18 protein-coding genes and 5 tRNA genes are annotated in these 26,959 nt (G+C 36.0%); 12 read left to right on the top strand and 11 right to left on the bottom strand.

Going from position 1 to position 26,959, the window contains the following annotated elements; all coding sequences use genetic code 11:
• The first annotated feature begins 182 nt into the window (after positions 1 to 182).
• The 6 genes from ATE49_RS01680 to ATE49_RS01655 are packed head-to-tail and all read left to right on the top strand — an operon-like array spanning position 183 to position 9,077.
• Positions 183 to 380, top strand: a complete 198-nt coding sequence (locus tag ATE49_RS01680) for a helix-turn-helix transcriptional regulator (protein WP_078764484.1) — start codon at positions 183 to 185, stop codon at positions 378 to 380.
• Positions 380 to 3,172, top strand: a complete 2,793-nt coding sequence (locus tag ATE49_RS01675) for a type I restriction endonuclease subunit R (protein ID WP_059343960.1) — start codon at positions 380 to 382, stop codon at positions 3,170 to 3,172. Before ATE49_RS01680 ends, ATE49_RS01675 begins: the two co-directional genes overlap by 1 nt.
• 9 nt (positions 3,173 to 3,181) lie before the next feature.
• A complete protein-coding gene (locus ATE49_RS01670) occupies positions 3,182 to 4,750 on the top strand; it encodes a class I SAM-dependent DNA methyltransferase (protein ID WP_065080812.1) in 1,569 nt (522 codons plus the stop codon).
• Positions 4,750 to 6,384, top strand: a complete 1,635-nt coding sequence (locus ATE49_RS01665; RefSeq protein WP_059343962.1) for a restriction endonuclease subunit S — start codon at positions 4,750 to 4,752, stop codon at positions 6,382 to 6,384. The genes ATE49_RS01670 and ATE49_RS01665 overlap by 1 nt, the downstream gene beginning before the upstream one ends.
• On the top strand, positions 6,365 to 8,017 hold the full coding sequence (locus ATE49_RS01660; RefSeq protein WP_059343963.1) for a restriction system-associated AAA family ATPase: 1,653 nt from the start codon (positions 6,365 to 6,367) through the stop codon (positions 8,015 to 8,017). Before ATE49_RS01665 ends, ATE49_RS01660 begins: the two co-directional genes overlap by 20 nt.
• Positions 8,007 to 9,077, top strand: coding sequence for a hypothetical protein (locus tag ATE49_RS01655; RefSeq protein WP_059343964.1), 1,071 nt, complete (start codon positions 8,007 to 8,009; stop codon positions 9,075 to 9,077). The genes ATE49_RS01660 and ATE49_RS01655 overlap by 11 nt, the downstream gene beginning before the upstream one ends.
• A gap of 201 nt (positions 9,078 to 9,278) precedes the next feature.
• On the opposite strand, the gene ATE49_RS01650 is transcribed toward ATE49_RS01655, so the two are convergent.
• From ATE49_RS01650 to ATE49_RS01625, 6 genes are all read right to left on the bottom strand, one after another.
• The gene (locus ATE49_RS01650; protein WP_065080811.1) at positions 9,279 to 9,533 is read right to left on the bottom strand and encodes a GIY-YIG nuclease family protein; all 255 of its coding nucleotides are present in this window, start codon (positions 9,531 to 9,533) and stop codon (positions 9,279 to 9,281) included.
• A gap of 46 nt (positions 9,534 to 9,579) precedes the next feature.
• Positions 9,580 to 9,653 (bottom strand) — tRNA-Arg (locus ATE49_RS01645).
• Positions 9,654 to 9,696: 43 nt separating this feature from the next.
• Positions 9,697 to 9,771, bottom strand: a tRNA-Pro gene (locus tag ATE49_RS01640).
• Between the two features lie 82 nt (positions 9,772 to 9,853).
• A tRNA-Arg gene (locus ATE49_RS01635) sits at positions 9,854 to 9,927 on the bottom strand.
• Between the two features lie 45 nt (positions 9,928 to 9,972).
• A tRNA-Pro gene (locus tag ATE49_RS01630) sits at positions 9,973 to 10,047 on the bottom strand.
• Positions 10,048 to 10,063: 16 nt separating this feature from the next.
• Positions 10,064 to 10,148, bottom strand: a tRNA-Ser gene (locus ATE49_RS01625).
• Positions 10,149 to 10,278: 130 nt separating this feature from the next.
• On the opposite strand from ATE49_RS01625, the gene ATE49_RS01620 reads away from it, so the two are divergent.
• From ATE49_RS01620 to ATE49_RS01595, 5 genes are all read left to right on the top strand, one after another.
• Positions 10,279 to 11,319, top strand: coding sequence for an N-acetylmuramoyl-L-alanine amidase (locus tag ATE49_RS01620; protein ID WP_059154670.1), 1,041 nt, complete (start codon positions 10,279 to 10,281; stop codon positions 11,317 to 11,319).
• Positions 11,320 to 11,485: 166 nt separating this feature from the next.
• The gene (gene aspA, locus ATE49_RS01615) at positions 11,486 to 12,889 is read left to right on the top strand and encodes an aspartate ammonia-lyase (protein WP_065080810.1); all 1,404 of its coding nucleotides are present in this window, start codon (positions 11,486 to 11,488) and stop codon (positions 12,887 to 12,889) included.
• An 83-nt stretch (positions 12,890 to 12,972) separates the two neighbouring features.
• Positions 12,973 to 15,888, top strand: coding sequence for a M16 family metallopeptidase (locus ATE49_RS01610; protein WP_081278396.1), 2,916 nt, complete (start codon positions 12,973 to 12,975; stop codon positions 15,886 to 15,888).
• A 284-nt stretch (positions 15,889 to 16,172) separates the two neighbouring features.
• Positions 16,173 to 17,669 carry a sodium/proline symporter PutP gene (gene putP / locus ATE49_RS01600; RefSeq protein WP_034871166.1) on the top strand — a complete coding sequence of 499 codons (1,497 nt, stop codon included), beginning with the start codon at positions 16,173 to 16,175 and terminating at the stop codon, positions 17,667 to 17,669.
• Positions 17,670 to 17,836: 167 nt separating this feature from the next.
• A complete protein-coding gene (locus ATE49_RS01595; protein WP_065080808.1) occupies positions 17,837 to 20,098 on the top strand; it encodes a glycoside hydrolase family 3 C-terminal domain-containing protein in 2,262 nt (753 codons plus the stop codon).
• Between the two features lie 68 nt (positions 20,099 to 20,166).
• Here the strand turns inward: ATE49_RS01595 and ATE49_RS01590 are convergent, their stop codons facing one another.
• Positions 20,167 to 22,302: a S46 family peptidase gene (locus tag ATE49_RS01590; protein WP_065080807.1), complete on the bottom strand. Its 2,136-nt coding sequence runs from the start codon at positions 22,300 to 22,302 to the stop codon at positions 20,167 to 20,169.
• Positions 22,303 to 22,435: 133 nt separating this feature from the next.
• On the opposite strand from ATE49_RS01590, the gene ATE49_RS01585 reads away from it, so the two are divergent.
• Entirely contained in the window at positions 22,436 to 22,915 is a 480-nt protein-coding gene (locus tag ATE49_RS01585; RefSeq protein ID WP_065080806.1) for a copper resistance protein NlpE, read from the top strand.
• Between the two features lie 49 nt (positions 22,916 to 22,964).
• Here the strand turns inward: ATE49_RS01585 and ATE49_RS01580 are convergent, their stop codons facing one another.
• The 4 genes from ATE49_RS01580 to ATE49_RS01565 form a co-directional block, all read right to left on the bottom strand.
• The gene (locus ATE49_RS01580; protein WP_059154675.1) at positions 22,965 to 23,336 is read right to left on the bottom strand and encodes a hypothetical protein; all 372 of its coding nucleotides are present in this window, start codon (positions 23,334 to 23,336) and stop codon (positions 22,965 to 22,967) included.
• An 11-nt stretch (positions 23,337 to 23,347) separates the two neighbouring features.
• The gene (locus tag ATE49_RS01575; protein WP_065080805.1) at positions 23,348 to 23,992 is read right to left on the bottom strand and encodes an MgtC/SapB family protein; all 645 of its coding nucleotides are present in this window, start codon (positions 23,990 to 23,992) and stop codon (positions 23,348 to 23,350) included.
• A gap of 88 nt (positions 23,993 to 24,080) precedes the next feature.
• Positions 24,081 to 25,802 carry a HAMP domain-containing sensor histidine kinase gene (locus ATE49_RS01570; protein ID WP_065080804.1) on the bottom strand — a complete coding sequence of 574 codons (1,722 nt, stop codon included), beginning with the start codon at positions 25,800 to 25,802 and terminating at the stop codon, positions 24,081 to 24,083.
• Between the two features lie 5 nt (positions 25,803 to 25,807).
• Positions 25,808 to 26,917 carry a histidine kinase gene (locus ATE49_RS01565; RefSeq protein WP_045180765.1) on the bottom strand — a complete coding sequence of 370 codons (1,110 nt, stop codon included), beginning with the start codon at positions 26,915 to 26,917 and terminating at the stop codon, positions 25,808 to 25,810.
• Between the last annotated feature and the right edge of the window lie 42 nt (positions 26,918 to 26,959).

Below are 26,959 nucleotides of genomic sequence, written 5' to 3'. Positions count from 1 at the left end.
TTGATTTATGTCTACATTGACTTAATTTTCTAAAAATAAGTTGTATACTTTAAAAAGCTATAATAATTATTGTTTTATGGTGTTTAAGGTGAGGTGTTTATAAAAAAGTAAATAGAAAATATATCAAAAAACGAGATATAATTAGAAAATAGATTAAATTAGTGACTTTAATTTATACGGACATGAACCGAATAAAGGAGGTACTTGAAGAAAAAGGAATCAAACAGACTTGGTTGGCAGATAAACTTAGAAAAAGCTATAATATGGTAAATGCTTATGTACAAAATAGGCAACAACCTAGACTAGAGATTTTAAATGAAATTGCTAACATATTAGAAGTCGATATAAGAGAATTAATTGTTTCTAGTAAAGAAAAATAATGAACGAAGCAACCACAAGAAAAGATATCATCAATAAGCACTTGCAATTAGCAGGATGGAATGTAAATGACTTAACTCAAGTGTTACTCGAGTTTGATATTAATGTGGAGTTACCTGAAGGCCTGCGTGAACCTCGAGAGCCTTATCATACTCATCAATTTTCTGACTATGTTCTACTTGGCAAAGACGGCAAACCATTAGCGGTAGTAGAAGCTAAAAAGTCCATTTTGGATGCCACTCTTGGTAGGGAACAAGCAAAACAATATTGTCATCATATACAAAAACAATCTGGGGGCGAATTGCCATTTTGTTTTTATACCAACGGACATGAAATATACTTTTGGGATTTAGGCAATTATCCGCCAAAAAGAGTTTATGGTTTCCCGACCCGTGATGATCTGGAGCGTTATGCTTATCTAAGAAAACATCGTAAAAGCTTATCACAAGAATTTATCAATACTAAGATTGCGGGGCGAGAGTATCAAATTCGTGCTATTCGTTCTGTAATGGAATCTTTAGAAAAAAAACGTTCTAAGTTCCTTCTTGTTATGGCGACAGGTACAGGTAAAACCCGAACGGTAATCTCACTTATTGATGCTTTAATGAGAGGCGGTTGGATCGAAAAAGTGTTATTTTTGGTGGATAGAATTGCACTACAGGGACAAACCTTAGATGATTTTAAAGAACATCTACCCAATGAACCACGTTGGCCTCAATATCAAGAGACCAATTTTGCTACGGATAGAAGAATTTACGTTTCTACTTACCCCACTATTTTGAATGTTATACGAAATGAAAATATCAAAATAAGTCCACATTTTTTTGATTTAATTGTAGTTGACGAGAGTCATAGAAGTATTTATAACACTTACCAAGAAGTATTACAATATTTCAATACCCTTACATTGGGTTTGACTGCCACACCAACCGATGTGATAGACCACAATACCTTTGAGCTTTTTGATTGTGAAGATGGCTTGCCTACGTTTGCCTATTCGTACGAAGAAGCAGTAAATCATATACCGCCTTACCTTAGCGATTTTCAGGTAATTAAAATAAAAACCAAATTTCAAATAGAAGGGATTAATAAGAGAACCATTTCGCTTGAAGACCAAAAGAAGCTGATTTTGGAGGGTAAGGAAGTAGCAGAAATCAATTATGAAGGAACTGAATTAGAAAAAAGGGTAATCAATAAAGGCACCAATACATTGATTGTACGTGAATTTATGGAGGAATCCCTCAAAGACCATAATGGTGTATTACCCGGTAAAACTATTTTCTTTTGTATCAGCAAAGCGCACGCAAGGCGTATCGAAGAAATATTTAACTCACTTTATCCTGAATATACTGGAGAGTTAGCGAAAGTGATTGTTTCCGATGATCCTCGTGTATATGGTAAAGGTGGATTGCTCGACCAATTCAAAAATCAAGATTTCCCCAGAATTGCCATCAGTGTAGATATGTTGGACACGGGTATTGATGTACGGGAAATTACAAATTTGGTGTTTGCAAAACCTGTTTATTCATATACCAAATTTTGGCAAATGATAGGAAGAGGTACCCGTTTGCTAGAGCCTACCAAAATAAAACCTTGGTGTACCGAAAAAGACAGCTTTTTGATTTTAGATTGCTGGGATAATTTTGAATATTTCAAACTCAACCCTAAAGGGAAAAATCTCAATAGTCAAATTCCTTTACCCGTGCGTTTATTTGGCTTGTATGTAGATAAGTTAGCGATAGGTTTAGCATTAGCTAGTGCGGAAATAGTAGAACCAACATTAGATAAAGTCAAAAAAGCGATTGCCGATTTACCCTTGCAATCTATCGTCATACGAGACGCTATTACTTTGGTAGAACAGGTAAAAGAGGATCCCTTTTTTAACGAATTGACCTCGGAGAAATTAGACTTTTTGCAAAAACAGATTCGTCCTTTGTTTCGCACTATTAGCGGAGTAGATTTTAAAGCCATGCGTTTTGAAAAAGACATTGTTGAAATTTCTATTGCACATTGGCAAGAAGATAAAGAAAAATTTGAAGCCTTGAAAAATGCTATTATTGAAGAGATTTCAGAATTACCTTTAAGTGTCAATACAGTTGCCAAACATAAGGACTTGATACAACAAGCTCAAACCGATTATTACTGGAATACCATAACAGAAAAGAAATTAGCAAATTTAGTGGAGCAATTAGCTCCTTTGATGATATATCGTGAGGGTACGATGAGAATGTTACCTGCCCAATACAATTTTGTAGATGTACTCTTAGAAAAAGAAAGAGTAGTTTTTGGCCCACAACAAGAAGCCGTAAGCATAGAACGCTATAAAGAAATGGTAGAAGAAAAGATAAAAATACTCCTTAGTGATCTGCCAATTCTGCAAAAAATAAAAAACAATGAGCCTATCTCCGACATCGAAATCGAGGAATTAACGTGGCTACTATCGCACGAAAGTCCACATATTACGGTAGATTTGCTCAGAAAAGTGTACAACAACAGAAACGCTGCTTTGGTACAGTTTATCAAACATATTTTGGGCATTGAGATTTTGGAAGATTTCCCAACAACCATCACCACGGCCTTTGATAATTTCATAGCCAATCAATCTGATTTGAGTGTAAAACAGTTGGATTTTTTAAGACTGCTACAAACCTTTCTGATAGAAAAAGGCAGTGTAGAACGCAAAGATTTAATCTCTGCCCCCTTTACGCGAATTCATCCCAATGGAATCCGTGGGGTTTTTGACGGAAAAAGGATGGAAGAAATATTACAATTTATAAATGCCCTAGCGGCATAATTTTTAAAAATGGATAATCAAGAAATTAAAAGTAAAGTAAACGAGCTCTGGGATAAATTTTGGTCAGGTGGATTAACCAATCCAATCGATGCTATACAACAAATCACATATTTGTTGTTTATGAAGCAACTCGATGAAAATGACCAAAAAAGACAAGGAGATGCAGAATATTTAAAAACAACATATAAGTCTATTTTTGAGGGTAAATTTTTCTTGCCTGGTGAGGAAGAGGAGAAAGGCATAGAAAAAGAAGAATTGCGTTGGAAAAATTTCTCCAGTAAACCTTCGGATGAAATGTATCAATTGATGCAAACCCGTATATTTCCTTTTATCAAAACATTAGGTGAAACTGATTCTCCTTTTGCTAAGCATATGGACAATGCGGTCTTCATTATACCCAAACCCAGTTTACTGACGGAAGCAGTAAAAAAGATAAATGAAATCTACGAAGTTTTACATGCTCAAGATCGTTTTGTAGATGCTCAGGGAGACATTTACGAATATCTTTTACAGCAACTCAGCACCGCAGGTAAAAATGGACAGTTCCGTACACCTACGCATATTATAGAAATGCTGGTAGAAATGGTAAAACCACAATTGGGAAATAAAATAGCCGATCCTGCTTGTGGTACAGCTGGTTTTTTATTGGCGGCTTACCAATATATCTTAACACAGTTTACTTCTTCAGAGCACCAAGTAATAGATAATTATGGTTTCACTCGAGGTACCTTAGCAGACCGATTGGTCGATGATGCTTCCAAAGAAGTGTTGAACAAAAAGACATTCTATGGCTTTGATATCGACCAGAATATGATTCGTATTGGGCTGATGAACCTGATGATGCACGGTATCGAGCACCCCAATATCGACTACACAGATACGCTGAGTAAGTTTTACAATGAGGATAACGAATATCACGTAGTGCTCGCCAATCCACCATTTACTGGAAGTTTGGACAAAGCTGAAATCAACGAGAGCTTTACGACTGATACGAAAAAGACCGAACTCTTGTTTTTGGAGCGTATCTACAAGATGCTTCGTATTGGTGGTACGGCAGGTGTGATTATTCCGCAAGGTGTGCTGTTTGGCTCGAGTAAAGCATTTCAGAATGTGCGTAGTATCTTGATGGACAAATGTGAGCTCAAAGCGGTGGTCAACCTACCTTCTGGCATCTTCAAACCCTATGCAGGAGTAGCTACGGCTATTTTGATATTTACCAAAGGTGGCGAAACGGAACGTGTATGGTTTTATGATATGGAACACGATGGTAAAACTTTAGACGACAAACGTAATGACCGTTTTGATAGAGAAGGAAACCGTGATTTTGGCGATATCCATAAGATTATACAACATTTTAACCAACGTGAACAAGAAAATCCAACCGATCGTACTAACCGATATTTCTATGTACCCAAACAAGAACTGGTAGACAAAGGCTACGATTTGAGTTTTAACCGCTACCGTGAAGAAGTGTATACTCGAATTGAATATAGACCCACAGCGGATATTATGACTGACCTAAAAACAAAGCAAGATACCATTGCAACATTGATTAATGAACTTGAAAATATGTTATAATGGAAAAGTACAATTTTGGTATTATAATAGAGGATATAACTTCAAGGTATACAAAAATAAAGCAGAATGACTATTTGGATGAGGGTCTCTATCCTATAATTGATCAAGGAAAAAATTTTATTGCTGGTTTTTCGAATGAAATACTAAACGAAAATGATGACTATCTACCAAATATTATTTTCGGAGATCATACGAAATCTATAAAATATATTGACTTTTCTTTTAATATTGGAGCTGATGGAGTTAAAGTGTTAAATGTAGATAGATCAATTGCTTATACTAAATACGTTTACTATTATTTAAAAAGTGTAATTTTACCAGACGCTGGATATAGTCGACACTTTAAATTTCTAAAAGAAATCCAAATTCCACTTCCTTCCTACGAAAATCAAATTCGTATAGCTAATCTATTAGAGAAAATAGAAACCACCATTGCCGAACGAAAAAACGCCATTGATTTATTGGATGAATTGGTAAAAGCTACTTTTTATCAAATGTTTGGGGACAATAATAGTAGAAATTTGAAACCTTTGTCTCAGCACTTGAGAATTCAACAAGGTTTTGCTTTCAAAAGTAATGAATTCTCGAAAACAGGAATACCGATAATCAAAATTGGGACAGTTAATAAGGGCTATTTTGATACAACATCGTTTTCATATATAAATGAATCAAACGATGAAAAACTTGAAAAATTTAAAGTTTATAAGAATGACCTTCTAATTAGCATGACTGGAACTGTTGGCAAAGATGATTATGGAAATACTTGTTTAGCTACTAACTTTTCTGATTATTATTATTTGAATCAGAGAGTTGCAAAACTAATACCAGATGAGATTGGTTTAAATAGATTGTTTTTGATGTATTTTTTGAGATCTCCTTCAATCAAAAGTGAAATCATTAAATCTAATCGTGGAGTACGACAAGCGAATATAAGTAATGAAGATATCTTATCGATTCAAATCAACTTCCCTTCAATTGCACTACAAAACAAATTTGCAGACATTGCTCAAAAAATAGAAAGCATCAAAACAGAGCAAGAAGGTCAATTAAAATATTTGGAAGAATTGTATACCTCGGTAAGTCACAAGGTTTTTGAGGGAGATATAGACCTTTCCAAAGTGCCTTTTGATGCGAGTTTAATATCCAATGCTATTGAAGTTCCTAAGAAAGAACCTATAGAGAAACCTGAAGTTATTTTACAACAAGAAGCCTCAAAAGAGGAAATAAAAAAAGTAGTAAAACCTACACAAGGTAAATTCACCTGGGAAAATGTAAGCTTTAAAGAAGTAGCGGATTATATTCAAGATGAATTTGAAGGGCATTATTTCAATGCAGAAATGCTGCTTCGCTTTCTGAGAGAAGACATGGGAATGTTTGTTAATTATTTTTCCTCTGCGGAGCAAAAGAAAAATCCGCAGTACGAAAATGCAGATGATTTTTACCGCTTTATTGCAACAGCCCTTACTGGAGAAAACCATTTTTTGACATTAGAACAAGTATTTTATAACGCCGAAACAGAGAATATATCTAATATTAGCTTTACTGAAATAGATGTAGAATACCTTAGTAAAAAAGATAAAAAAGAACGCTCTGGCATATATTTCCGTATCAAAGATGAAACTACTACGCCTTAAAATATTAGGAGAAAACTTTCGTAGTCTGCCAGCAAATATCGATTACGAATTTAACGATACAGTTTATGATAATAAACTGTCTACAAAAATTTTTGCCGGTTTGAATGGTAGCGGTAAATCCAATTTTCTAGAACTCTTGGCAGAGATTTTTTATTATTTGGAAAGAACAAAACTTCAAGACACCCCAAAATCCTACATAGAAAATAAAAACTTTGGTTTTGAGTTGGAATATATTTTACCAAAAACGAAGAAAGGTTTTGATTATATAGAGAGAACAGAATCGAGAGAAGTTTTGCATTTGGATAAACCATTTGAGGAAGATGTTCATGTGCGTATTAAAAAAGATTTGGAAGGTTTTTTGGAGATGTCTTATTCTTTAGTAGGAGAAGATAAGTTCACAGTAGTAAATGATAATTTCTCACAATTTTTACCTTCAAAAATCATCGCCTACACTTCGGGTCAAAACGAGTTGTTGAGTAATCCGTTTATTCGTTTGCGGTATCATTACTTTACCGACATGATGAAAAGTGAATATAAACGAGCCAATCGTCGCATGTATTTTTTAGATGCCGAAAGCAATTACAGCATTTTTGTAGCCAATATGCTTTTGGGCAAATCGGTACCATTAAATTACCTAAAAAGTATTTTTCGTATAGAAGATTTGCATTCGTTTCGAATCACGTTCAATTACAAGTACAATACCCAAGAAGCCTTAACAATACTAAAAGAAAAACAATCTTTATGGAATCCGCTAAAAGCCTGTGCTACAACTTGGCGAGATGATATTGAAGCTAAATGTTTGGTCTTAGACTTTGTGATCAATGAAGCTACCCATCAAGTATTTCAGTACCACTACAAATCTGCTTTTCAATTATTTCAGGCCTTTTACGAATTGCAAAGTTTGAATCTATTAATCGAAAAACAAGCCACTAGAAAGTTTGTAACGAATGCTCACAAAACTATTAATATTACCGATGAATTATCCAAGTCAGACCCTTCGGATTTGATATTCAGAATTGAAAAAATTAGGATAAAAAGGCAAAAGTCTGATGATAATAAAAAAGATATTCTGTACTACAAATCACTTTCTGACGGTGAGCATCAACTAAACGAAGTCATTGGCTCTGTGATGATGATGGAAGAAGACGGTTGCTTGTTTTTGATGGACGAACCCGATACGCATTTCAATCCAAAATGGCGTGCTAAAATGGTGACTATGCTCAATAAGGTTTCTGGCAAAGAATATGATGCCGATGGAAATCCTGAAAACATCCACCAACAAGAATTGATTATGACCACACATTCACCTTTTATCATCAGCGATAATCATAAAGGAAATGTGTATAAGTTTGTAAGAGATGGTAAGAAATTGAAGTTGGAGAATCCAGAATTTGAAACTTTTGGGGCATCAGTAAGCCTCATTTTAGAAACAATATTTAATAGAGATATTACAATCTCAGATTTTTCAAATAAGGAATTAAATAACTTAAAAAAGAGTATCAACACGTTGGATGACATAAGAAGAGTCAAAAAGGAATTGCTTTCATTTGGTGAATCGATCGAAAAGTTTGATACTTACAGTTATGTTAGGGCTAAAGAAAACGAACTAAAATCAGATAATCATGTTGACTAGTTTTAAAGAGATAGATCATCCCATTTATCTGTTTCACGAACACATTTATTATATATTCAAAAATATTTTTCATTACGATTTGGAAGAGTATGATGAAGAAAAACTAGTTCATCCAGATTTCAGAACCATTATCAATGCTTCGAAAGTAAGGTTATTGAATCCATTAAAAGAAATCGTGAAAATCTACCATAAATTATCTTATGGGGAAAAAATAACGGTTCAAGAAGCTTTAGTACAAAATAATTGTATTTCGGTATTTGATAATCTTTCCCATAACTTAATTACTTATGAACAACTTCATTCAAGTATATCTAGTAAATTGAAAAAATACTTTGAAGATTTATGGGATGATTATCCTCAAACTGTAATAATGGAAAATGAGTGGAATACTGTTAAGCATCATTACGACTTATTAACTGATGAGACTAATTGTGATTTTATTATTTGTCCTTTTTGTGGTATTTATCCATTTAATCCTTCAGAAGGAAAATATAGAGAAGAATATGATCATATAATTGCAAAAGCAACTTATCCTTTTGTTTCAATAAATTTTAAATTGCTTTTTCCTTGTTGTCAATATTGCAATAAACAGGAAAAGCGTTCCAAAGAATTATTATACAATGCTAGCTCAGCTCGAAGGCTTTCATTTTATCCTTATGATTCGAATATAACATTAGATAGGCTTTCTATCAATGTCTCTTTAAATGAAGCATATAATAATCAAAGTTTAGAAACTCTCTTGAAAAGTATTGATTGGGAATTTGAAATATTGAGGAATGGAGTAGTAGATATTCGAGATGAGTCTTGGGATGAAGTTTATGGTATAAAACGTAGATTTTCGGAAAATATCAAACGATTAGAAGCAGAATGGTTTAGAGAATTAATTAGAATATTCAAACGTAATGCTAAGTCTTTTGCTGATTTTCTAGATGAAACAATAGAAGAACTAAAATATCAGATACCAATAGCACCTATGGGTATCATTAAGTATATTTATTTTAATTTCATCTTTAATATACCAGATATTGAAAATAGATTAGGACGAGTTGTAATACCTTAAGAAACTATTGAAAGAAAATTAATTTCCTTTTTGATTTGACTTTTCATTGTGGCAAATTTTGAACTTGAGATTGCTTTGATGGGAATCAGAATATCCCATTCTACGAAATTTTCTAAAGCAAAAAACTCTACATTTCTGTAAAGGCTTTAGTGAGCGCGACAGGATTCGAACCTGTGCCGTTCCGATTGAAATCGGAATGCTTTATCCAGCAGAGCTTTTAATAAGTTCTTCAATTTTCTTTTTACTCTTCCAAGCCTTTATTTCACGTTCTCTTTTATATGCATAGCTTTTGTCATCAAAAGTTTCAGAATATACAATAACCCAATCCTTAGCACGGGAAGTAAAACCTTTATGATTAGAAATGTGTTTTCTCAATCTTTCATTGAGCTCTTCTGAGCAATGACCAATATAAAATTGATCGAGAGTATAAGAGTGTAATATATAGCAGAAACACATAGCTAAATATAAACAAAAAGCCTCAACATTTCTGTAAAGGCTTTAGTGAGCGCGACAGGATTCGAACCTGTGACCGTCTGCTTAGAAGGCAGATGCTCTATCCAGCTGAGCTACGCACCCTTCGTGTATAAAAAAAGCTTTTTAAACCAAAAAGCTTTTTAAGTCGGGATGGCAGGATTCGAACCTGCGACCTCCTGGTCCCAAACCAGGCGCGATGACCGGACTACGCTACATCCCGAGTATTTTTAAAATCTGTAAAGATTTTTACAAATGCAGAAAAAAATATAAAAAAATAAAAGCCTTATTAGATAAGGCTTTTGTGAGCGCGACAGGATTCGAACCTGTGACCGTCTGCTTAGAAGGCAGATGCTCTATCCAGCTGAGCTACGCACCCATTTTGGTAAAAAAAAGCTTTTTGAACCAAAAAGCTTTTTTTAAGTCGGGATGGCAGGATTCGAACCTGCGACCTCCTGGTCCCAAACCAGGCGCGATGACCGGACTACGCTACATCCCGAATATTTTTTATACTGCGGAGGGTAAGGGATTCGAACCCTTGCGACCCTTGCGAGTCGACAGTTTAGCAAACTGCTCCGTTAACCACTCCGGCAACCCTCCTTATTTTTTAATGATCTTTTGTTCTGCGTTTGCGAGTGCAAATATAGAACGGATTTTTGAATTTACCAAAACTTTTTTGCATTTATTTTTTGTATTTTTGACAAAATAAAAACCTTTAAAACACCTATTGATGCGTAATACATTATATTTCATCGGATTAAGTGCAGTGCTTTTTTCCTGCGGTTCTTCTAAAAATGTTACACCTCAGAAAAAAAACTTACCAGTAAATAAAAATAATACCAGTAATGTTACTGCAAAACCACAAACGCCGTCTGTACAGACCCCGGTAAAACCGGCTATACAGAAAGACCATGGCGTAGAGTTTTATACAACAAATATTGCTGACATTACCAAAAATGATAACACAGCAAGTTATGGTAGTATTGTAACAGCCAAACCAATGGGTTACCAGATTACGAAAAACTATTTCCCGGCTATAGGACAGAATTTCAGACAGCGCTATCTTATTCTTCACTATACAGCGTTGGATAATGATCGATCCATTACGGCATTAACACAAAGAGGTGTAAGTGCCCATTATTTGGTAAGTGATATCAACGATCAGGAAATCTACCAGATTGTAGACGAAAATAAAAGATCCTATCATGCAGGGGTAAGCAACTGGAGAAAAGACTCTAACCTAAATGATACTTCCATTGGTATTGAAATTGTGAATAGCGGATTTACAACAAATGCTTCAGGTCAGAGGATTTTTGCAGATTTCCCGGATTATCAGATCAGAAAAGTAGCGGCGTTGGCTAAAGATATCGTACAGCGTTATAATATTCCGCCAACGAATGTTTTGGCACACTCAGATATAGCCCCTGGCAGAAAGCAGGATCCAGGGCCAAAATTCCCGTGGAAAAAACTATATGACGAATACCAGATTGGAATGTGGTATGATGAAGGTGTACGTGCAGGGTTCCTTAATCAGTTAGAGACAGGAACTTTTGAATCCGATAAAAATACACCGCCATTCATTTATAAAGTACAGAGCCAGCTTCAGTCATTAGGATACCAGGTTGATTTATCCGGGCAATGGGATAATCAGACTAAACTAGTTGTTCAGTCATTCCAGTATCATTTCTGGCCGCAATTAGGAGACGGAGTTCTGGATATGGGAACTTATGCTACTTTATTGGCATTATTGCAAAAGTATCCGTCAAAATAATGGATTGAAAAATATTTCTTTTAAGAAATATTTGATTAATATTTTTCTTAATTCCTGCTCCTGAACATAAGGGGTAGGAATTTTTTTTCGTAATTGATTTATTATAAATGATTTTTTTCTAATCCAATATATTTGGTTTAACTTTAGAGTTTAAAATTTTTAAATAATGAATGATTACAGAATTGAAAGTGATCTGATAGGTGAACTAAAGGTTCCGGTAAATGCATACTATGGAGTACAGACGCAGAGAGCGATAGATAATTTTAAAATTTCCAATGATCACTTATCGGATCATCCGGAGTTTATTAAAGCTTTTGCTTTCGTCAAAAAGGCAGCTGCTCAGACTAATTTTGAATTAGGACTTTTAGATGAGATCATCAATAAAAATATAGCAACAGCCTGTGATGAAATTATCGCAGGGAAAATGCATGAAGAGTTTCCAACGGATATGATCCAGGGCGGAGCAGGAACTTCAATGAATATGAATGCTAATGAAGTGATTGCGAATAGAGCTTTGGAGCTTATGGGGCATGAGAAAGGTGAATACCAGTTCTGTTCTCCAAACGATCATGTAAACCTTTCTCAGTCTACTAACGATGCTTATCCTACTGCAATTCGTATAGCATTATACAACCTGAATAAAACACTTGTAGAGCGTCTGGAATTACTGATTCAATCATTCAAAAAGAAAGCGGATGATCTGAAAGATGTTATCAAAATGGGGCGTACGCAGCTGCAGGATGCAGTGCCTATGACAATGGGGCAGGAGTTTAATGCTTTCGCCAATACTCTTCAGGAGGAAATAGCCCGTTTGAATACGAATGCAGATCTGTTCCTTGAAACCAATATGGGAGCAACGGCAATTGGTACAGGGCTTAATGCGCATCCGGATTATGCAGTAAAATGTACAGAAAATCTGGCTAAGATTTCAGGAGCAGATGTAGTGTTGGCTTCAGACCTTGTAGAGGCAACACCTGATACCGGAGCTTATGTTATTTATTCTTCTGCAATGAAGAGAATGGCTGTAAAGCTTTCCAAAATTTGTAATGACTTAAGACTTTTGGCTTCAGGGCCAAGAGCTGGTTTATATGAAATTAACCTGCCGAAAATGCAGCCTGGATCCTCTATTATGCCAGGAAAAGTAAATCCGGTAATTCCGGAAGTGGTAAACCAGGTTTGCTTTAAAGTTATTGGGAATGATCTTACTGTAACTTTTGCAGCAGAGGCTGGTCAGTTACAGCTTAATGTTATGGAACCCGTTCTTACGCAATCAATCATGGAGTCTATCCGTTTTCTGAAAAACGCGATGGATACGCTTCGTGAAAAATGTATAGATGGTATTACAGCCAACAAAGAAGTTTGCCTGAATATGGTGAAAAACAGTATAGGTATTGTTACAGCACTTAATCCATATATTGGATATAAAAATAGTACTAAGATTGCTAAAGAAGCTCTAGATACTGGTAAGAGTGTATATGATCTGGTATTAGAGCATGAATTATTAAGCAAAGAAAAACTGGATGAGATTCTGGCACCTGAAAACATGCTGAATCCACATGCAAAATTCTAAAAGAAAATGATATTAACAAATAGAGAGGAGTTTTTTACTCCTCTTTTATTCTAAATATATGCTCTTTTATAAAAATATATAATATGAGAAAAATAGTATCTACACTTTCCTTAGTTTTGTTGATGAATATGATGAACGCACAAGATTTTAAAATACAGACATTAAAAGATAATAATGGTTATACTTATGAAACGGTAAATAATGATCCGGATCATGTAAGAGTATATACCCTGAAGAACGGTCTGAAGGTATTTCTGGCTAAGAATACAGATGCACCGAGAATTCAAACCTATATTCCTGTACGTACAGGTTCCAATAATGACCCTGCAGACAATACTGGTTTAGCCCATTATTTAGAGCATATGGTGTTTAAGGGAACGTCAAAACTAGGAACTAAAGACTGGACTAAAGAAAAAGCTTTGATTCAGCAGATATCAGATCTTTATGAAGCGCATAAAGTTGAAAAGGATCCTGCCAAAAAGAAAGAAATCTATAAAAAAATAGATGCTGTTTCTCAGGAAGCATCCAAATATGCCATTGCCAACGAATATGATAAGGCAACATCTTCTATAGGAGCCACTGGTACCAATGCACATACCTGGTTGGATGAAACTGTTTATAAAAATAACATTCCAAATAACGAGCTGGAGAAGTGGTTTAAAATAGAAAAAGAACGTTTCTCTGAATTAGTGCTTAGATTATTCCATACTGAACTGGAAGCTGTTTACGAAGAATATAACCGTGCACAGGATAATGACGGAAGACTTGTAAACTACGAATTGATGAATGCTTTGTTCCCGAAGCATCCAAACGGTCAACAAACAACTATAGGAACAGCAGAACACCTGAAGAATCCTTCCATGGTGGCGATCAATAAATATTTTGATACTTATTATGTTCCTAACAATATGGCGGTTGTATTAGTCGGAGATTTGGATTTTGATAAAACGATTGCACTGGCAGATAAATACTTTGGAACTTTCCAGTATAAAGAGTTGCCAATGAAGAAAATGGTGTCGGAAGAACCAATGACTAAAATTGTTGAGAAAATAGTAAAAAGTCCTACTACACCAAGATTGCAGATGGCATGGAGAACAGATAGCTATGGCTCTAATGAATCCCATCTGGCAGAAATAACAGCACAGATTCTTAGTAATAGTGGGGAAGCAGGACTTTTGGATACCAATGTCAATCAGCAGCAGAAAGCACTGCGTGCAGTTGCTTATAACTCTCCGCTGAAAACCTATGGATACTTTACTATGGTTATTGTCCCTAAAGAAGGGCAAAGCATGCAGGATGCAAAGCAATTATTACTGCAACAGATAGATCTTGTTAAAAAAGGAGAATTTCCGGATTGGATGATTCCGTCAATTATAGAAGATATGAAACTTTCCAGAATGAGACAGCTGGAAACAGCTGACGGACTTGCAACCAACCTTTATGATACTTATATCAAAGGTAGAAGCTGGGACCAGGAGCTTAATGAGATCAACGAATATTCTAAAATTACAAAGGCAGATATTGTAAAGTTTGCCAACGATTTCTTTAAAGACAACTATGTTGTTGTTTACAAAGAGAAAGGTGTAAATGATAAGTTGGTCAGAGTGGAGAATCCGGGAATTACACCGATTCAGCTAAATAAAGATGCACAGTCACCTTTCCTTAAAGAAATCATTTCCGAAAAAGTTTCAGATATTACTCCTGTATTTGTGGACTTCAAAAAAGAAATAAAAGAAACCGCAGTTAAAGGTGTAAAACTGAGTTATATTCAGAATAAAACGAATGATATAGCACAGATGAACTATATCTTCAACTTTGGTACTGACAATGATAAGGAATTGGGATTAGCACTAAGTGTATTGGAATACCTGGGAACAGATAAATATACTCCGGAGCAATTAAAGGCTGAATTCTACAAGATAGGTATCTCTTACAATCTTCAGATTGGCGCAGACAGAATCAATGTTTCACTTTCGGGACCTGAGAAGAATATAGGAAAAGGTCTCGCTTTGGTAAATCACTGGATTCAGAATGTGAAGCCAGATCAGGAGATCTATAATAAAACAGTCAAAACTATTCTGGAGGGGCGTGAAATAGCAAAAAAAGACAAAGCCCGTATCATGGCTGCGTTGAGTAATTATGCTAAGTTTGGAAAAGATTCGAGATTCAGGGATGTTATTTCCAAAGAGCGTCTTACAGCTATAAAAGCGGATGAAATCACGAATAAAATAAAATCTCTTGCAAAATACCCGTATGAATTGTTCTTCTATGGTAAAGACCTTGGTGCTTTTGAGAAGGAAGTAAGCGGATATGTACAAAAAGCAAGTCTGAAATATCCTGCGGCTAAAGTATATCCTGAATTGCCAACCGGTGGACAGGTGTATTTTACAAACTACGATATGGTACAAATGGAGATGAGTAAAATTGGCCGTGGAGAAGAAATTAAGCCCGCTAATTTTGGGAAAATCAATGTATTCAATGAATACTTTGGTAGAGGTTTGTCATCTATTGTTTTTCAGGAAATCCGTGAATCGCGCTCACTGGCATATTCTGCATACGTAAATTATGCTTATCCGGATGAACTCAAGAAGCATGATTATGTAACAACTTATATCGGAACACAATCTAATAAGTTGCCACAGGCTGTTTCCGCAATGAATGAGCTGATGGCAGAGCTTCCACAAATTCAGGTACAGTTTGACAATGCTAAAGGATCTGCACTAAAACAAATTGCTTCTAACAGGATTACCAAACGTAATATCTATTTCAACTACCTTAGAATGAAGAAATTGGGGATTGATTATGATGTTCGTAAAGATATCTACAATGAAGTGAAAGAACTTACTTTACCTCAGTTATCCAATTTCTATAATACAGAAGTTAAGCCTGTTAACTATAATACAGCTATTATCGGTAAGAAAGAAAATCTGGATATGAATGCAATAAATAAATTGGGGACATTCCAGGAAGTAAGCTTAGAAGAAATCTTTGGTTATTAAAAATATTAAAAATGAAAATCCGGAAACTTTCCGGATTTTTTATTTAAAATTAAACACAACTTTCGGTATTTATAAACCTCACGGACTATTACAGGCTGTGAGGCTTTTTATATCTGTCCGGTTTACTATAAGTTATCATGTCTGTATTACTTTTGAAATGGAGATTATATGAAGTTGAAATAGTTTAAACACAGGTTTTACAGCTTTAAAACCTTAATTTTTTCTTAAAATTAGACCCCGTATTTTTTTGAAAATGGCTATATTCGGGACCATAAAAAAACGATATGCAAATATACGAAGCGATTTCTGTGGGGCTGTATCTGTTGTTAATGATAGGTATCGGCGTATATTCTTATAAAAAATCAACAAGCAATTCCGAGGAATTTTTAATAGGCGGAAGGAAAATGGGGGCGGCCGTAACAGCGCTTTCGGCCGGAGCAGCCGACATGAGTGGCTGGCTACTGATGGGTGTGCCAGGCGCTATGTATTTATCGGGAATTTCCAGTTCCTGGATTGCAATAGGGCTTACTACCGGAGCATTTCTTAATTATATTATTGTAGCACCGCGGCTGAGAATTTATACCGAAGTTGCTCAGAATGCAATTACATTACCTGTATTTTTTGAAAACAGATTTAAAAATAAAAATCACCTTCTGAAGGTTACTTCTTCCATTTTTATTCTCGTATTCTTCACATTGTATACTTCTGCAGGTATGGTTTCCGGAGGTAAGCTATTTGAATCAGCCTTTGGAATTGACTATACGGTGGGATTATTACTGACCAGTTTGGTAGTTGTCTTATATACATTTTTGGGAGGTTTCCTTGCAGTAAGTCTTACCGATTTTGTACAGGGGACTATTATGGTATTAGCCTTAGTTATCGTGCCTATTGTAGCAATTTCACAAATCGGAAGTATTGGGGAGACTTTTTCCCTTATCAAAGCCAAGGATCCTAAGTATTTGGATTTGTTCCGAGGGACAACCACTATCAGCATTGTTTCTCTTTTAGCATGGGGGCTTGGATATTGCGGGCAGCCACATATTCTGGTGCGTTTTATGGCTATAGATAAGCCAAAAGACCTTGTTAAAGCTAGGAGAATAGGAATTACATGGATGATTTTTACTGTTGCCGGAGCATTAGCGATTGGTTTAATCGGGATTGCTTACCTTCAAAAGTTTGATCTTGAAACGATGATGAAGTTTGATGGTTCTAAAACAGAGGCGGAAACTATTTTCATTTATTTCTCCCGTATTCTGTTCCATCCGCTTATTGCAGGATTTCTATTAACAGCAATTCTTGCAGCAGTTATGAGTACTATTTCCTCCCAATTGTTAGTAACATCCAGTTCATTAACTGAAGATATTTATAAAGCTTTCCTGAATAAAAATGCAACGCCAAAACAACTCTTGCTTACCAGCAGGCTTTCAGTTCTGTTAGTGGCTGTGGTAGCTGTACTTTTGTCCCTTAATCCTAAAGATAGTATTCTTAATCTTGTAGGGAATGCATGGGCCGGCTTTGGTTCCGCATTTGGACCTTTAATTCTGTTATCTCTTCTCTGGAAAAAAACAACTTGGCAGGGAGGTCTTGCCGGTATGCTGGTTGGAGGAATTACAGTATTGGCCTGGGTATATATCCAACACCCGTTTAAAGACTGGTATGAAATGATTCCAGGTTTCATATTGTCCTTATTAACCAATCTGGTAGTTTCTACATTAACTTACAAGCCAGATGAGGTTATTGAAAGTGAATTTGAAGAAGTAAATAAAATTATGCAGGAATAATAAATAACTGTAGAATAAGATAAAATAACCAGAGGGAAATAGTAATTTTAAGACGAATCCCCCTGGTTATTTTATTTTTGTACCATATTTTTATTATCTCATTTTGAGACAATTTAAAAATTTATTACATTTACATTATTAATAATTATAAAGTAAAAACGATAGCTATGCTGAAGAGAATTATCTTAGCCTCATTGATATCTTTGCTGGCTCCCGGATTACAGGCACAGAATAAACAAGTTCCTGCCTATCTGGATGCATCAAAACCTGTAGAGCAGCGCATTGAAGATGCACTTTCCAGAATGACTCTGGAAGAGAAAGTAGCCATGCTTCATGCCCAATCCAAATTTAGTTCTCCCGGAGTTCCACGTTTGGGAATACCAGAATTCTGGACTACAGATGGCCCGCACGGCGTACGTCCGGAAGTATTATGGGATGAATGGGATCAGGCAGGCTGGAGTAACGATTCTATTGTAGCGTATCCGGCTCTTACAGCTTTATCAGCTACCTGGAACAAAAAAATGTCATGGAATTATGGTAAGGCATTGGGAGAAGAAGCCCGCTATCGTAAAAAAGATATTCTGTTAGGCCCCGGTGTAAATATTTACAGAACACCACTAAACGGGCGTAATTTTGAATATATGGGAGAAGACCCATATCTCACTTCCAAGATGGTTGTTCCATATATCAAAGGAGTACAATCCAATGGTGTTGCAACCAGTGTAAAGCATTTTGCACTTAATAACCAGGAGGAATTCCGCCATACCAGTAATGTAATTGTAGACGACCGTACTTTATACGAAATATATTTACCACCATTTAAAGCGGCAGTTCAGGAAGGAGATTCCTGGACAATTATGGGAGCTTATGATAAATACAAGAACCAGTATGCAAGCCAGAATGAATATTTGCTGAACAAAATTCTGAAAGGGGAGTGGGGGTATAAAGGTGTAGTAGTATCCGACTGGGGAGCAGTGAACAATACTGAACAGGCTATTCACAACGGACTGGATATGGAATTCGGTAGCTGGACAAACGGATTGTCGGCTGGTACCAGGAATGCATATGATAACTATTATCTGGCAAAACCCTATCTGGATCTTATAAAATCTGGAAAGGTAGGCACAACAGAGCTGGATGATAAGGTAAGAAGGATTCTGCGTCTGGCCTATAATACAACAATGAATCCCAATAAACCTCTTGGTAATATAGCTTCGGAAGATCATATGGCTGTTGCCAAAGAGATTGGAGAAGAAGGAATTGTGTTGCTTCAGAACAATAACAGTGTTTTGCCAATAAATACGGATAAAGTTCGAAAGATTGCAGTAATTGGAGAGAATGCAATAAAGATGATGACTGTTGGCGGAGGTTCTTCGTCACTAAAAGTAAAATATGAAACACTTCCTTTAGAAGGGATCAAATCAAGATTTGGTAAAAAAGCGGATGTGCAGTTTGCACGTGGTTATGTAGGAGATGTTGGTGGAGAATATAATGGCGTGAAGTCTGGTCAGAATCTGAAAGATGACCGTCCGGCTTCAGAGTTGCTGAATGAGGCAGTAGCTTTGGCTAAGAAATCGGATGTTGTAATCTTTGTTGGCGGGCTTAATAAAAGTGATTATCAGGATAGCGAGGGGCATGACAGAAAAGGATTGGGATTGCCATACAACCAGGATCAGCTTATCTCTGCATTGGCAAAAGCCAATAAAAATCTTGCTGTAGTACTAGTTTCCGGTAATGCTGTAGCAATGCCGTGGATAAAGGAAGTACCTGCAATTGTTCAGGGATGGTACTTGGGTTCTGAAGCAGGAAATGCCTTGGCTGCTGTATTATCAGGCGATGTCAATCCTTCAGGAAAATTACCGTTTACTTTCCCTGTAAAACTGGAAGATAACGCAGCTCATCAGATGGGTGAGTATCCGGGAAACAAAGAAGAACTGGCTGCCGGAAAAGGAAAGGATCAGAAAAATCCAATTAATATCACATACAACGAAGGGATTTTTGTCGGCTATCGTTGGCATGATACTAAAAATATAAAACCATTGTTCAGCTTTGGTCATGGTCTTAGCTATACAACTTTTGAATATGGAAAAGTTCGTGCGGATAAAACTCAGATGGCACAAGACGGAAAAATTACATTTACAGTAAGTATTAAAAATACAGGAAAAAGAGAAGGTGCCGAGGTAGCACAGCTTTATATAAGTGATCTTAAATCATCTGTGCCACGTCCTGTAAAAGAGCTGAAGGGGTTTGAAAAAATAAATTTAAAACCGGGTGAGCAAAAAGAAGTAAGCTTTACGATTGATAAATCGGCATTAAGTTTCTTTGATGCAGCTACACATCAGTGGATAGCTGAACCCGGAGAATTTGAAGCATTAGTTGGAGCTTCTTCTTCAGATATTAAAACAAAAGTGAAGTTTACACTTCAGTAATATTAGGTTAATTACAAATAGAAAATGCCGGAGAATTCCGGCATTTCTTATTTTAGTTACAACGAAGATTATTTTACAATCTTCATTTCGTTGATTAACCATTTAGCATCAGCGAATTTATCAATGATAAACAGAATATATTTTGTATCCACCATAATGTTTCTGCTGAATCTAGGGTCGAAGTTGATATCACTCATTGTTCCTTCCCATTGTCTGTCGAAGTTAAGCCCCACAAGGTTTCCGTTAGCGTCTAACGCAGGACTTCCGGAATTACCACCTGTAGTGTGGTTAGTCGCTGTAAAGTTTACAGGAACATCACCCGTCTGGTCTTTGTACATTCCGTAATCTTTACTGTTATATAAATCAATAAGTCTTTTAGGAACATCAAATTCATAATCTCCAGGTACATATTTTTCCATTACACCTGCAAGATGAGTTTTGTATCCATAGGTTACAGCATCTCTTGGATTAGAACCTTTTACTACACCATAAGTTACACGAAGTGTAGAATTAGCGTCCGGGAAGAATTTCTTATCCTTATCAGTTTCCAGCTGTTGCTTCATATACTTTTTCTGAAGCGCATCTATTTCAGTTTGTAAGGAAGTATATTTAGGCTCTACTTTCTGAGAGTAAGCATCCTTCATAGATAAAGCTAATTTGTAGAAAGGATCATTCTTAATAGCAGCTGCAAAACCAGCGTCAGCAAATATTTTGTCAATATTCTGATTTGTATAAGTGCCATTTAAAGCTTTACGCCCACTGATTATAGAGTTTTTAGACCAGTCCTCAACTACTGTAAGGTTTTTGTTTACATCACTGAACTGAGCAAATCCTGAAGGTAAAAATTCAGCCGGAGTTTTCTGTGCATATAAAGCCAATAATTTTGCTGTTACCTTAGCATCCAGTTCTCCTTCATAATCCTTGTAGAAAGAAGTTAAAGTGTTCTTTAGTTTCTTAGTAGATTCCGGAGTAGCTTTTCCGGATTCAACATCCTGAAAATATGTAATGAAATAGTTGGCAAGACGCAATGTCTCTGCATTTTTGGTAACCTCAGTATAGTAAGCATTGTTCAATGCATAAGGAGCCTGCTCATTATACAATTGGCTAAATTTATCAACAGTTGCTTTTACCTCCTGGTTTTTCTGTGCCAGAGTTTGTTCATAAGCCTGCTTTTTAGCTACTGCATTAGATTTTTTCAAACCTTCCACTTCGCCCATCCATTTTTTCCAGTAGTTGGCAACGGATGCATATTTAGATGCATATTTAATGCGGGTTGCATTATCAGTACGCATTTTTTCATCAAGAGTCTTCAGTGCAATATCACGTACTGTAATTTTAGCAGGATCTGTATCGTTGATGATCTTTTCTACAGCAATTGAAGGAAGGTATTCAGTCGTTTTTCCCGGGAATCCGAAAACGAATGTGAAATCACCTTCTTTAAGGTCTTTTACAGATACCGGAAGTGAATATTTTGGAGTGTATGGAATGTTATCTTTAGAATATTCTGCAGGTTTATTGTTTTTATCTGCATAGATACGGAACATAGAGAAGTCTCCTGTATGTCTTGGCCATACCCAGTTGTCTGTATCAGAACCAAATTTACCAATAGATTGAGGTGGTGCTCCTACTAAACGGATATCTTTGAAAGTCTCAATGATAAACGCATAATATTTGTTACCATCATACATGGATTTTATAACAACCTTCTGTGAAGGTTCTAATTTAAAGCTTGCTTTTGCAGCCTCTATATTTTTTTCAATTGCAGCTTTTACATCCTTAGCAGCCAGATTTTCTGTTCCCGGAAGAATTTGATTAGTCACCTCTTTAATATCGGTGATGAAATCTACAACCACACCAGGGTTTGGAAGTTCTTCTCCCATGTTTTTTGCCCAGAAACCATTACTTAGAAGGTCATTTTGTACAGTGGAATGAGCTTGAATCTGTCCGAAGCCACAGTGGTGATTTGTCAATAACAAACCTTTTGGAGAAATAATTTCAGCAGTACAGCCTCCGTTGAATTGCACTACAGCATCTTTGATACTAGGTTTTTGAGTATTGAAAATATCTTTCGCAGAAATCTTCATGCCCAATTCCTTCATTTCCTTTTCATTTAACTCTGTAGGAATCCACATTCCTCCCGCCTGTTGAGCAAAAGCCGTTACTGCGGGGAGTAAAGCTAGTGCTAATAGGATGTTTTTCTTCATAAACTAAAATTTGCCCTAATTTACGAAGAATATTTAGGATAGACGGACTTTATATTAATTTCCGCAAGTAGGTGAAAATGGCTTGAAATTTGGATTGTAGGCGATAAATTTCACACCTAAAATTAACTAAAAGATGAAAAAAAATGTATTACTATTTGCTGTTACAGCAGGAGCTTTATTAATGTCATGCTCACAAAAGAAGGAATTAAAACCAGAAAGTGGTGCCGAAGTTACAACAACTGAGATTAAAACAGATTCTATTGCATCTGTAACTCCGATTACCGATGATGGACACAATGCACAGAATTCTTTAGACTGGGCAGGAACTTATGAAGGAACATTACCGTGTGCAGATTGTCCGGGTATTAAAACGACTATTACATTAAAAGATGATAATACCTATACAATCTCAGAAGAATATCTGGAAAGAAAAACAAAAGCAGAAGATAAAGGAAAATTTGAATGGGATAAAAGCGGTAGCAAAGTATCCTTAATCAGTAAAGATGGTAAGAGACAGTATTTTGTTGGTGAAAATCAACTAATCCATTTGGATATGGACGGAAAAGAAATTACCGGACCTAATAAAGATCTTTATATTCTTAAAAAGAAATAAGGTTTATTGATAACAAAAGAGAACTCCCTGAAATTATTCAGGGAGTTTTTTATACCAGTCTGCATGGAACATCCAGATCCTCTGTCAGATAATAGCTGCTGCATAAACGATGGTATCCATCGGCTATAATTAATTCATTTTGGCCTCTTACCAACAAAATAGGAGAGAGCTTTTTATTCTTTTCTACTTTCTTCAGGTTTTCTTTTACATGAATATTGGTTTCAGGAAGCAATGCTAGTTTGCTCGCTCTTAGTATATCTTTGGATTTTTTCTTTATAGTAGAAGCTTTTTTTAGTTTTGCGACAATTTTCTGTGCTTCATCTGGTACAAAAAGAAGTTCTAAATAATCCTGTGCTGCAGGAAAATCATGTTCTTCCGGTTCTCCCAGCCAGATATCTGCTTTTGGTGTAGTTTTCTTCATTTAAATATGTTTTAGAATTGGTACGAAGTGATTTTTTCATCATCCATCAACTGATGGATGAGGGCCTGGTGATGTCTGTTTTTACCAGAAAGTCTCCATGTTGTGGCCAATATTCCCTGCCCGTATTGTTGTTTGGTAATAGTAAAATTAAGATGGTGCTTTTTAAAAATGCTTTCGCAGTAGATAAAGTCATCTTGTGATGAGGTCGTGATTTTGTATTCCCGGATTTTGTGATGATTGTCGATATAATCCTGAAGATAGGTTAATAAACTAAGAATAGCCATTACCAGTGCAAAGCCTAATAATGCCAGATAAACATAGCCAGAGCCTACGCACATCCCAAGTGATGCTGTAGCCCAGATTGTAGTGGCTGTAGTAATTCCTCCAATTTTATTGTCATCTTTGAAGATAACTCCGGCACCCAGAAATCCAATACCAGTAATAATATTGGCAGCTAACCTATCCGGATTTTCAACGCCTATTTTTATAGAAAGTATGGTAAATAAACAGGAACCGAAACATACCAGAATAAAGGTTCGTAAACCAGCTGATTTATTCCTGTACTCCCGCTCAGCACCAATAATGAGTCCAATAATAACGGAAATAATAATAAGTAATAATTCATTCTGTACAGGAAGTTTATCAAATATATCCATAATGCTGAAAATGATAAATAAATGTACAAAAAAACCTGTTACGTTTTATGGTTTTAGTAACAGGCTTTTTAATCTTGTATATTTTTATTTATGCATCAGAAAGGGGCAGCGTAAAATAAAAAGTACTGCCTTGATTCAGGGAACTGAATACACCGATTTCGCCATGTTGCTTTTCAATAAAATTCTTGGATATTGCCAGCCCCAAACCTGTACCGCTTTGATGTTCTCCAGGAACCTGAAAATAACGGTCAAATATTTGGCGGTGGTATTTTTCGTCAATTCCTTTTCCGCTATCAGAAATTCCGAACCGTACAAATGCACCTTTCTTTTCTATGAGAATGCGGATGCTTTCTTCGGGGAATGAATGTTTGATAGCATTGCTTAGAAAATTATTAATAACCCACACCGTTTTATCAAAGTCCGCAACTACACGGTCATCTTTATTTGTCTTTATCTCTGTGATAACAGAAATATTTTTTTGTTCCACCAGCATTTCTACATTCTTAACGGCTGTATAAACTAATTCTTCCGGATTACAAGATTCAACATTCAGACGGATATTACCGCTTTCTACCTGAGAAAGGTTTAATAACTCACTGGTTATGGTTAATAAACGTTGCCCGTCCTCATCAATACTTTTTAATAATTCCTGCTGTTGTTCATTAAGGGAACCAAATTTCTGATTACCCAATAGCTGAACGCCCATTTTAATAGCCGCAATTGGTGTTTTCAGTTCGTGAGAGATAGTTGCGATAAAATTGGTCTTGGCGAAGTCTAATTCTTTAAAAGGCGTAATGTTGCGAAGGAGAATTACCTTACCAATGTTTTTCTTTTCTTTTTCACCGGTTTTAATAGCACTGATAGGAATTACATCCTGTTCAAAATAGCTCTCTTTATTATCAGCTACAATTTTTATAGGCTCTTCCGAAGGATTGTCAATGTTTTTAAGGAGTTCACGAAGCAAATCATTATTGATAGCCACCTCATGAGCTGTTTTTCCCATCAATTCTTCTTTTTTCAGATTGGTTATTCTTAATGCCTGATCATTGATCATGTAGATGAAATGATTTTCATCCAGACCAATAACAGCATCGTGCATATTATTAACAAGCGCTTCAATACGCTTTTTATCCATTAATTGTTTGGACAAATTGCTGCTTTCATATTCCTCAAGCTTTTCAGCCATAATGTTGAATGAGTCCGCAAGGTCATTGAATTCTTCACTGCCTTTGAAGTGAACTCTTTCATGATAATTTCGTCCGGCAATCTGACGGATACTTGATGTAAGCTGACGAATAGGCTCGGCAATGGTCTGTGGGAGATTAAAGAGAAGTGTAAAGGCAATCATGAAGCATACCGTTCCCAAACTGACAATCCAAAAGGTAGCATTACCAGCTGTAACAATAGCTGTATCACTTTTTCTTTCAATGGCTTTCATATTCAGTGACATGATTTTTGCCAGATCACCGCGGATTTGCTTTTCACCAGCATCTGTCTTTTGTTCCAGGTATTTTTTGAAATGGATATTCAGACTGTGGGTTGCCTCTTTCTCTCCGGGTTCCGAAAGATTTTTGTCCTGAAAAGCATTGTTTATTCTGAAATTTTTTACAGCCTGCGCACTATCTGTATCTATCTTATCCAGTGCCAGCATCATATTTTTAGCGTATTCCAGACTGTTATAATTGGCTGTAAGAATTTTTTCAGTATCGGATTTTAGCTTATTGATATACAATGCACCAATCACTGAGAGTAAAACAATCAGTAAAAACAGAAGCCCGACTCCTAAAGTGAGTTTTGTTTTAAGTTTCATAGTGCTTAAGATAAAATGATAATATCAATATGTTTTTCATTCAGTCGGTTCATTAACGTATAAATCCAGCTGTAGCCGGATATGCGTTGCCATAGTTTATGACGGGGTTTCCCTATACATACTGTGGTAATATTATGCTGGTTAACGTATTCCAGAATCCCCTGGTGAACACTGCTTTCTTTCATGCGTACAACTTTGGCTCCTAATTCCTGCGCTAAGTTAAAATTATTAATCAGGTAACGTTGCTTATCCAGAGCTATTTTTTCAGGACTTTCTGAAGGTTTCTGTATATAAAGGACAGTCCACGGACTACTGTAGTAACTTGCCAGACGGGCTGTTTTTCGGATAATGGTTTTTGCTACTTTTTCATTACTGCTGATACAGGCTAGAAATTTAACCGGTTTAAAATTTTCTGTTTTTATTTCGGCTTCTACCTTTTTTTCTACGTGGGTAGCGACTTCTTTCAAAGCCAGTTCTCTGAGCTGAAGAATATGATTGCTCTGAAAGAAATTGGCAAGTGCAGTTTCTATTTTTTCTTTTTTATAGATTTTACCTTCCTTTAACCGGGTTAGCAATTCATCAGCCGTAAGATCTATGTTTACAACTTCATCTGCGAGTGCCAAAACTTTATCAGGAACACGCTCGGATACCTCTATTCCGGTAATATTTTTTACATCTTCATTCAGACTTTCTATGTGCTGAATATTCATTGCACTGATTACGTTGATTCCGTTTTCCAGAATTTCCAGTACATCCTGCCAGCGTTTTTTGTTTTTAGAGCCTTCTACATTAGTATGAGCCAATTCATCTACCAAAACGACTTCCGGATGATCGTTAATTATAGCCTGAAGATCCATTTCTTCCAGATATTTCCCTTTATAGAAAATCGACCTTCTTTCAATAGTTGGGATTCCTACAGCAAGAGCATCTGTTTCCTCTCTGCCGTGGGTTTCGATAAAACCTGCTTTTACATCGATACCGTTTCTCAAAAGGGTATGTGCTTCCTGAAGCATGCGGAATGTTTTTCCTACTCCGGCACTCATGCCGATGTATATTTTGAATTTTCCCCGTTTGGACTTCTGGATAAGTTGTAAAAAATGGTCTGCTGATGACATAACCTAAATTTATTGATGTTTGAATGAATTGTAAAATTGTGG

This window comes from Elizabethkingia miricola, from assembly GCF_001675285.1.
Classification (GTDB): domain Bacteria; phylum Bacteroidota; class Bacteroidia; order Flavobacteriales; family Weeksellaceae; genus Elizabethkingia; species Elizabethkingia miricola.
This window is presented reverse-complemented; position numbering and strand designations above follow the sequence as displayed.

Coding starts and splice junctions, on each gene's coding strand:
- ATE49_RS01680 (WP_078764484.1), top strand. CDS start 183: ATGAACCGAATAAAGGAGGTACTTGAAGAAAAAGGAATCAAACAGACT.
- ATE49_RS01675 (WP_059343960.1), top strand. CDS start 380: ATGAACGAAGCAACCACAAGAAAAGATATCATCAATAAGCACTTGCAA.
- ATE49_RS01670 (WP_065080812.1), top strand. CDS start 3,182: ATGGATAATCAAGAAATTAAAAGTAAAGTAAACGAGCTCTGGGATAAA.
- ATE49_RS01665 (WP_059343962.1), top strand. CDS start 4,750: ATGGAAAAGTACAATTTTGGTATTATAATAGAGGATATAACTTCAAGG.
- ATE49_RS01660 (WP_059343963.1), top strand. CDS start 6,365: ATGAAACTACTACGCCTTAAAATATTAGGAGAAAACTTTCGTAGTCTG.
- ATE49_RS01655 (WP_059343964.1), top strand. CDS start 8,007: ATGTTGACTAGTTTTAAAGAGATAGATCATCCCATTTATCTGTTTCAC.
- ATE49_RS01650 (WP_065080811.1), bottom strand. CDS start 9,533: ATGTGTTTCTGCTATATATTACACTCTTATACTCTCGATCAATTTTAT.
- ATE49_RS01620 (WP_059154670.1), top strand. CDS start 10,279: ATGCGTAATACATTATATTTCATCGGATTAAGTGCAGTGCTTTTTTCC.
- aspA (WP_065080810.1), top strand. CDS start 11,486: ATGAATGATTACAGAATTGAAAGTGATCTGATAGGTGAACTAAAGGTT.
- ATE49_RS01610 (WP_081278396.1), top strand. CDS start 12,973: ATGAGAAAAATAGTATCTACACTTTCCTTAGTTTTGTTGATGAATATG.
- putP (WP_034871166.1), top strand. CDS start 16,173: ATGCAAATATACGAAGCGATTTCTGTGGGGCTGTATCTGTTGTTAATG.
- ATE49_RS01595 (WP_065080808.1), top strand. CDS start 17,837: ATGCTGAAGAGAATTATCTTAGCCTCATTGATATCTTTGCTGGCTCCC.
- ATE49_RS01590 (WP_065080807.1), bottom strand. CDS start 22,302: ATGAAGAAAAACATCCTATTAGCACTAGCTTTACTCCCCGCAGTAACG.
- ATE49_RS01585 (WP_065080806.1), top strand. CDS start 22,436: ATGAAAAAAAATGTATTACTATTTGCTGTTACAGCAGGAGCTTTATTA.
- ATE49_RS01580 (WP_059154675.1), bottom strand. CDS start 23,336: ATGAAGAAAACTACACCAAAAGCAGATATCTGGCTGGGAGAACCGGAA.
- ATE49_RS01575 (WP_065080805.1), bottom strand. CDS start 23,992: ATGGATATATTTGATAAACTTCCTGTACAGAATGAATTATTACTTATT.
- ATE49_RS01570 (WP_065080804.1), bottom strand. CDS start 25,802: ATGAAACTTAAAACAAAACTCACTTTAGGAGTCGGGCTTCTGTTTTTA.
- ATE49_RS01565 (WP_045180765.1), bottom strand. CDS start 26,917: ATGTCATCAGCAGACCATTTTTTACAACTTATCCAGAAGTCCAAACGG.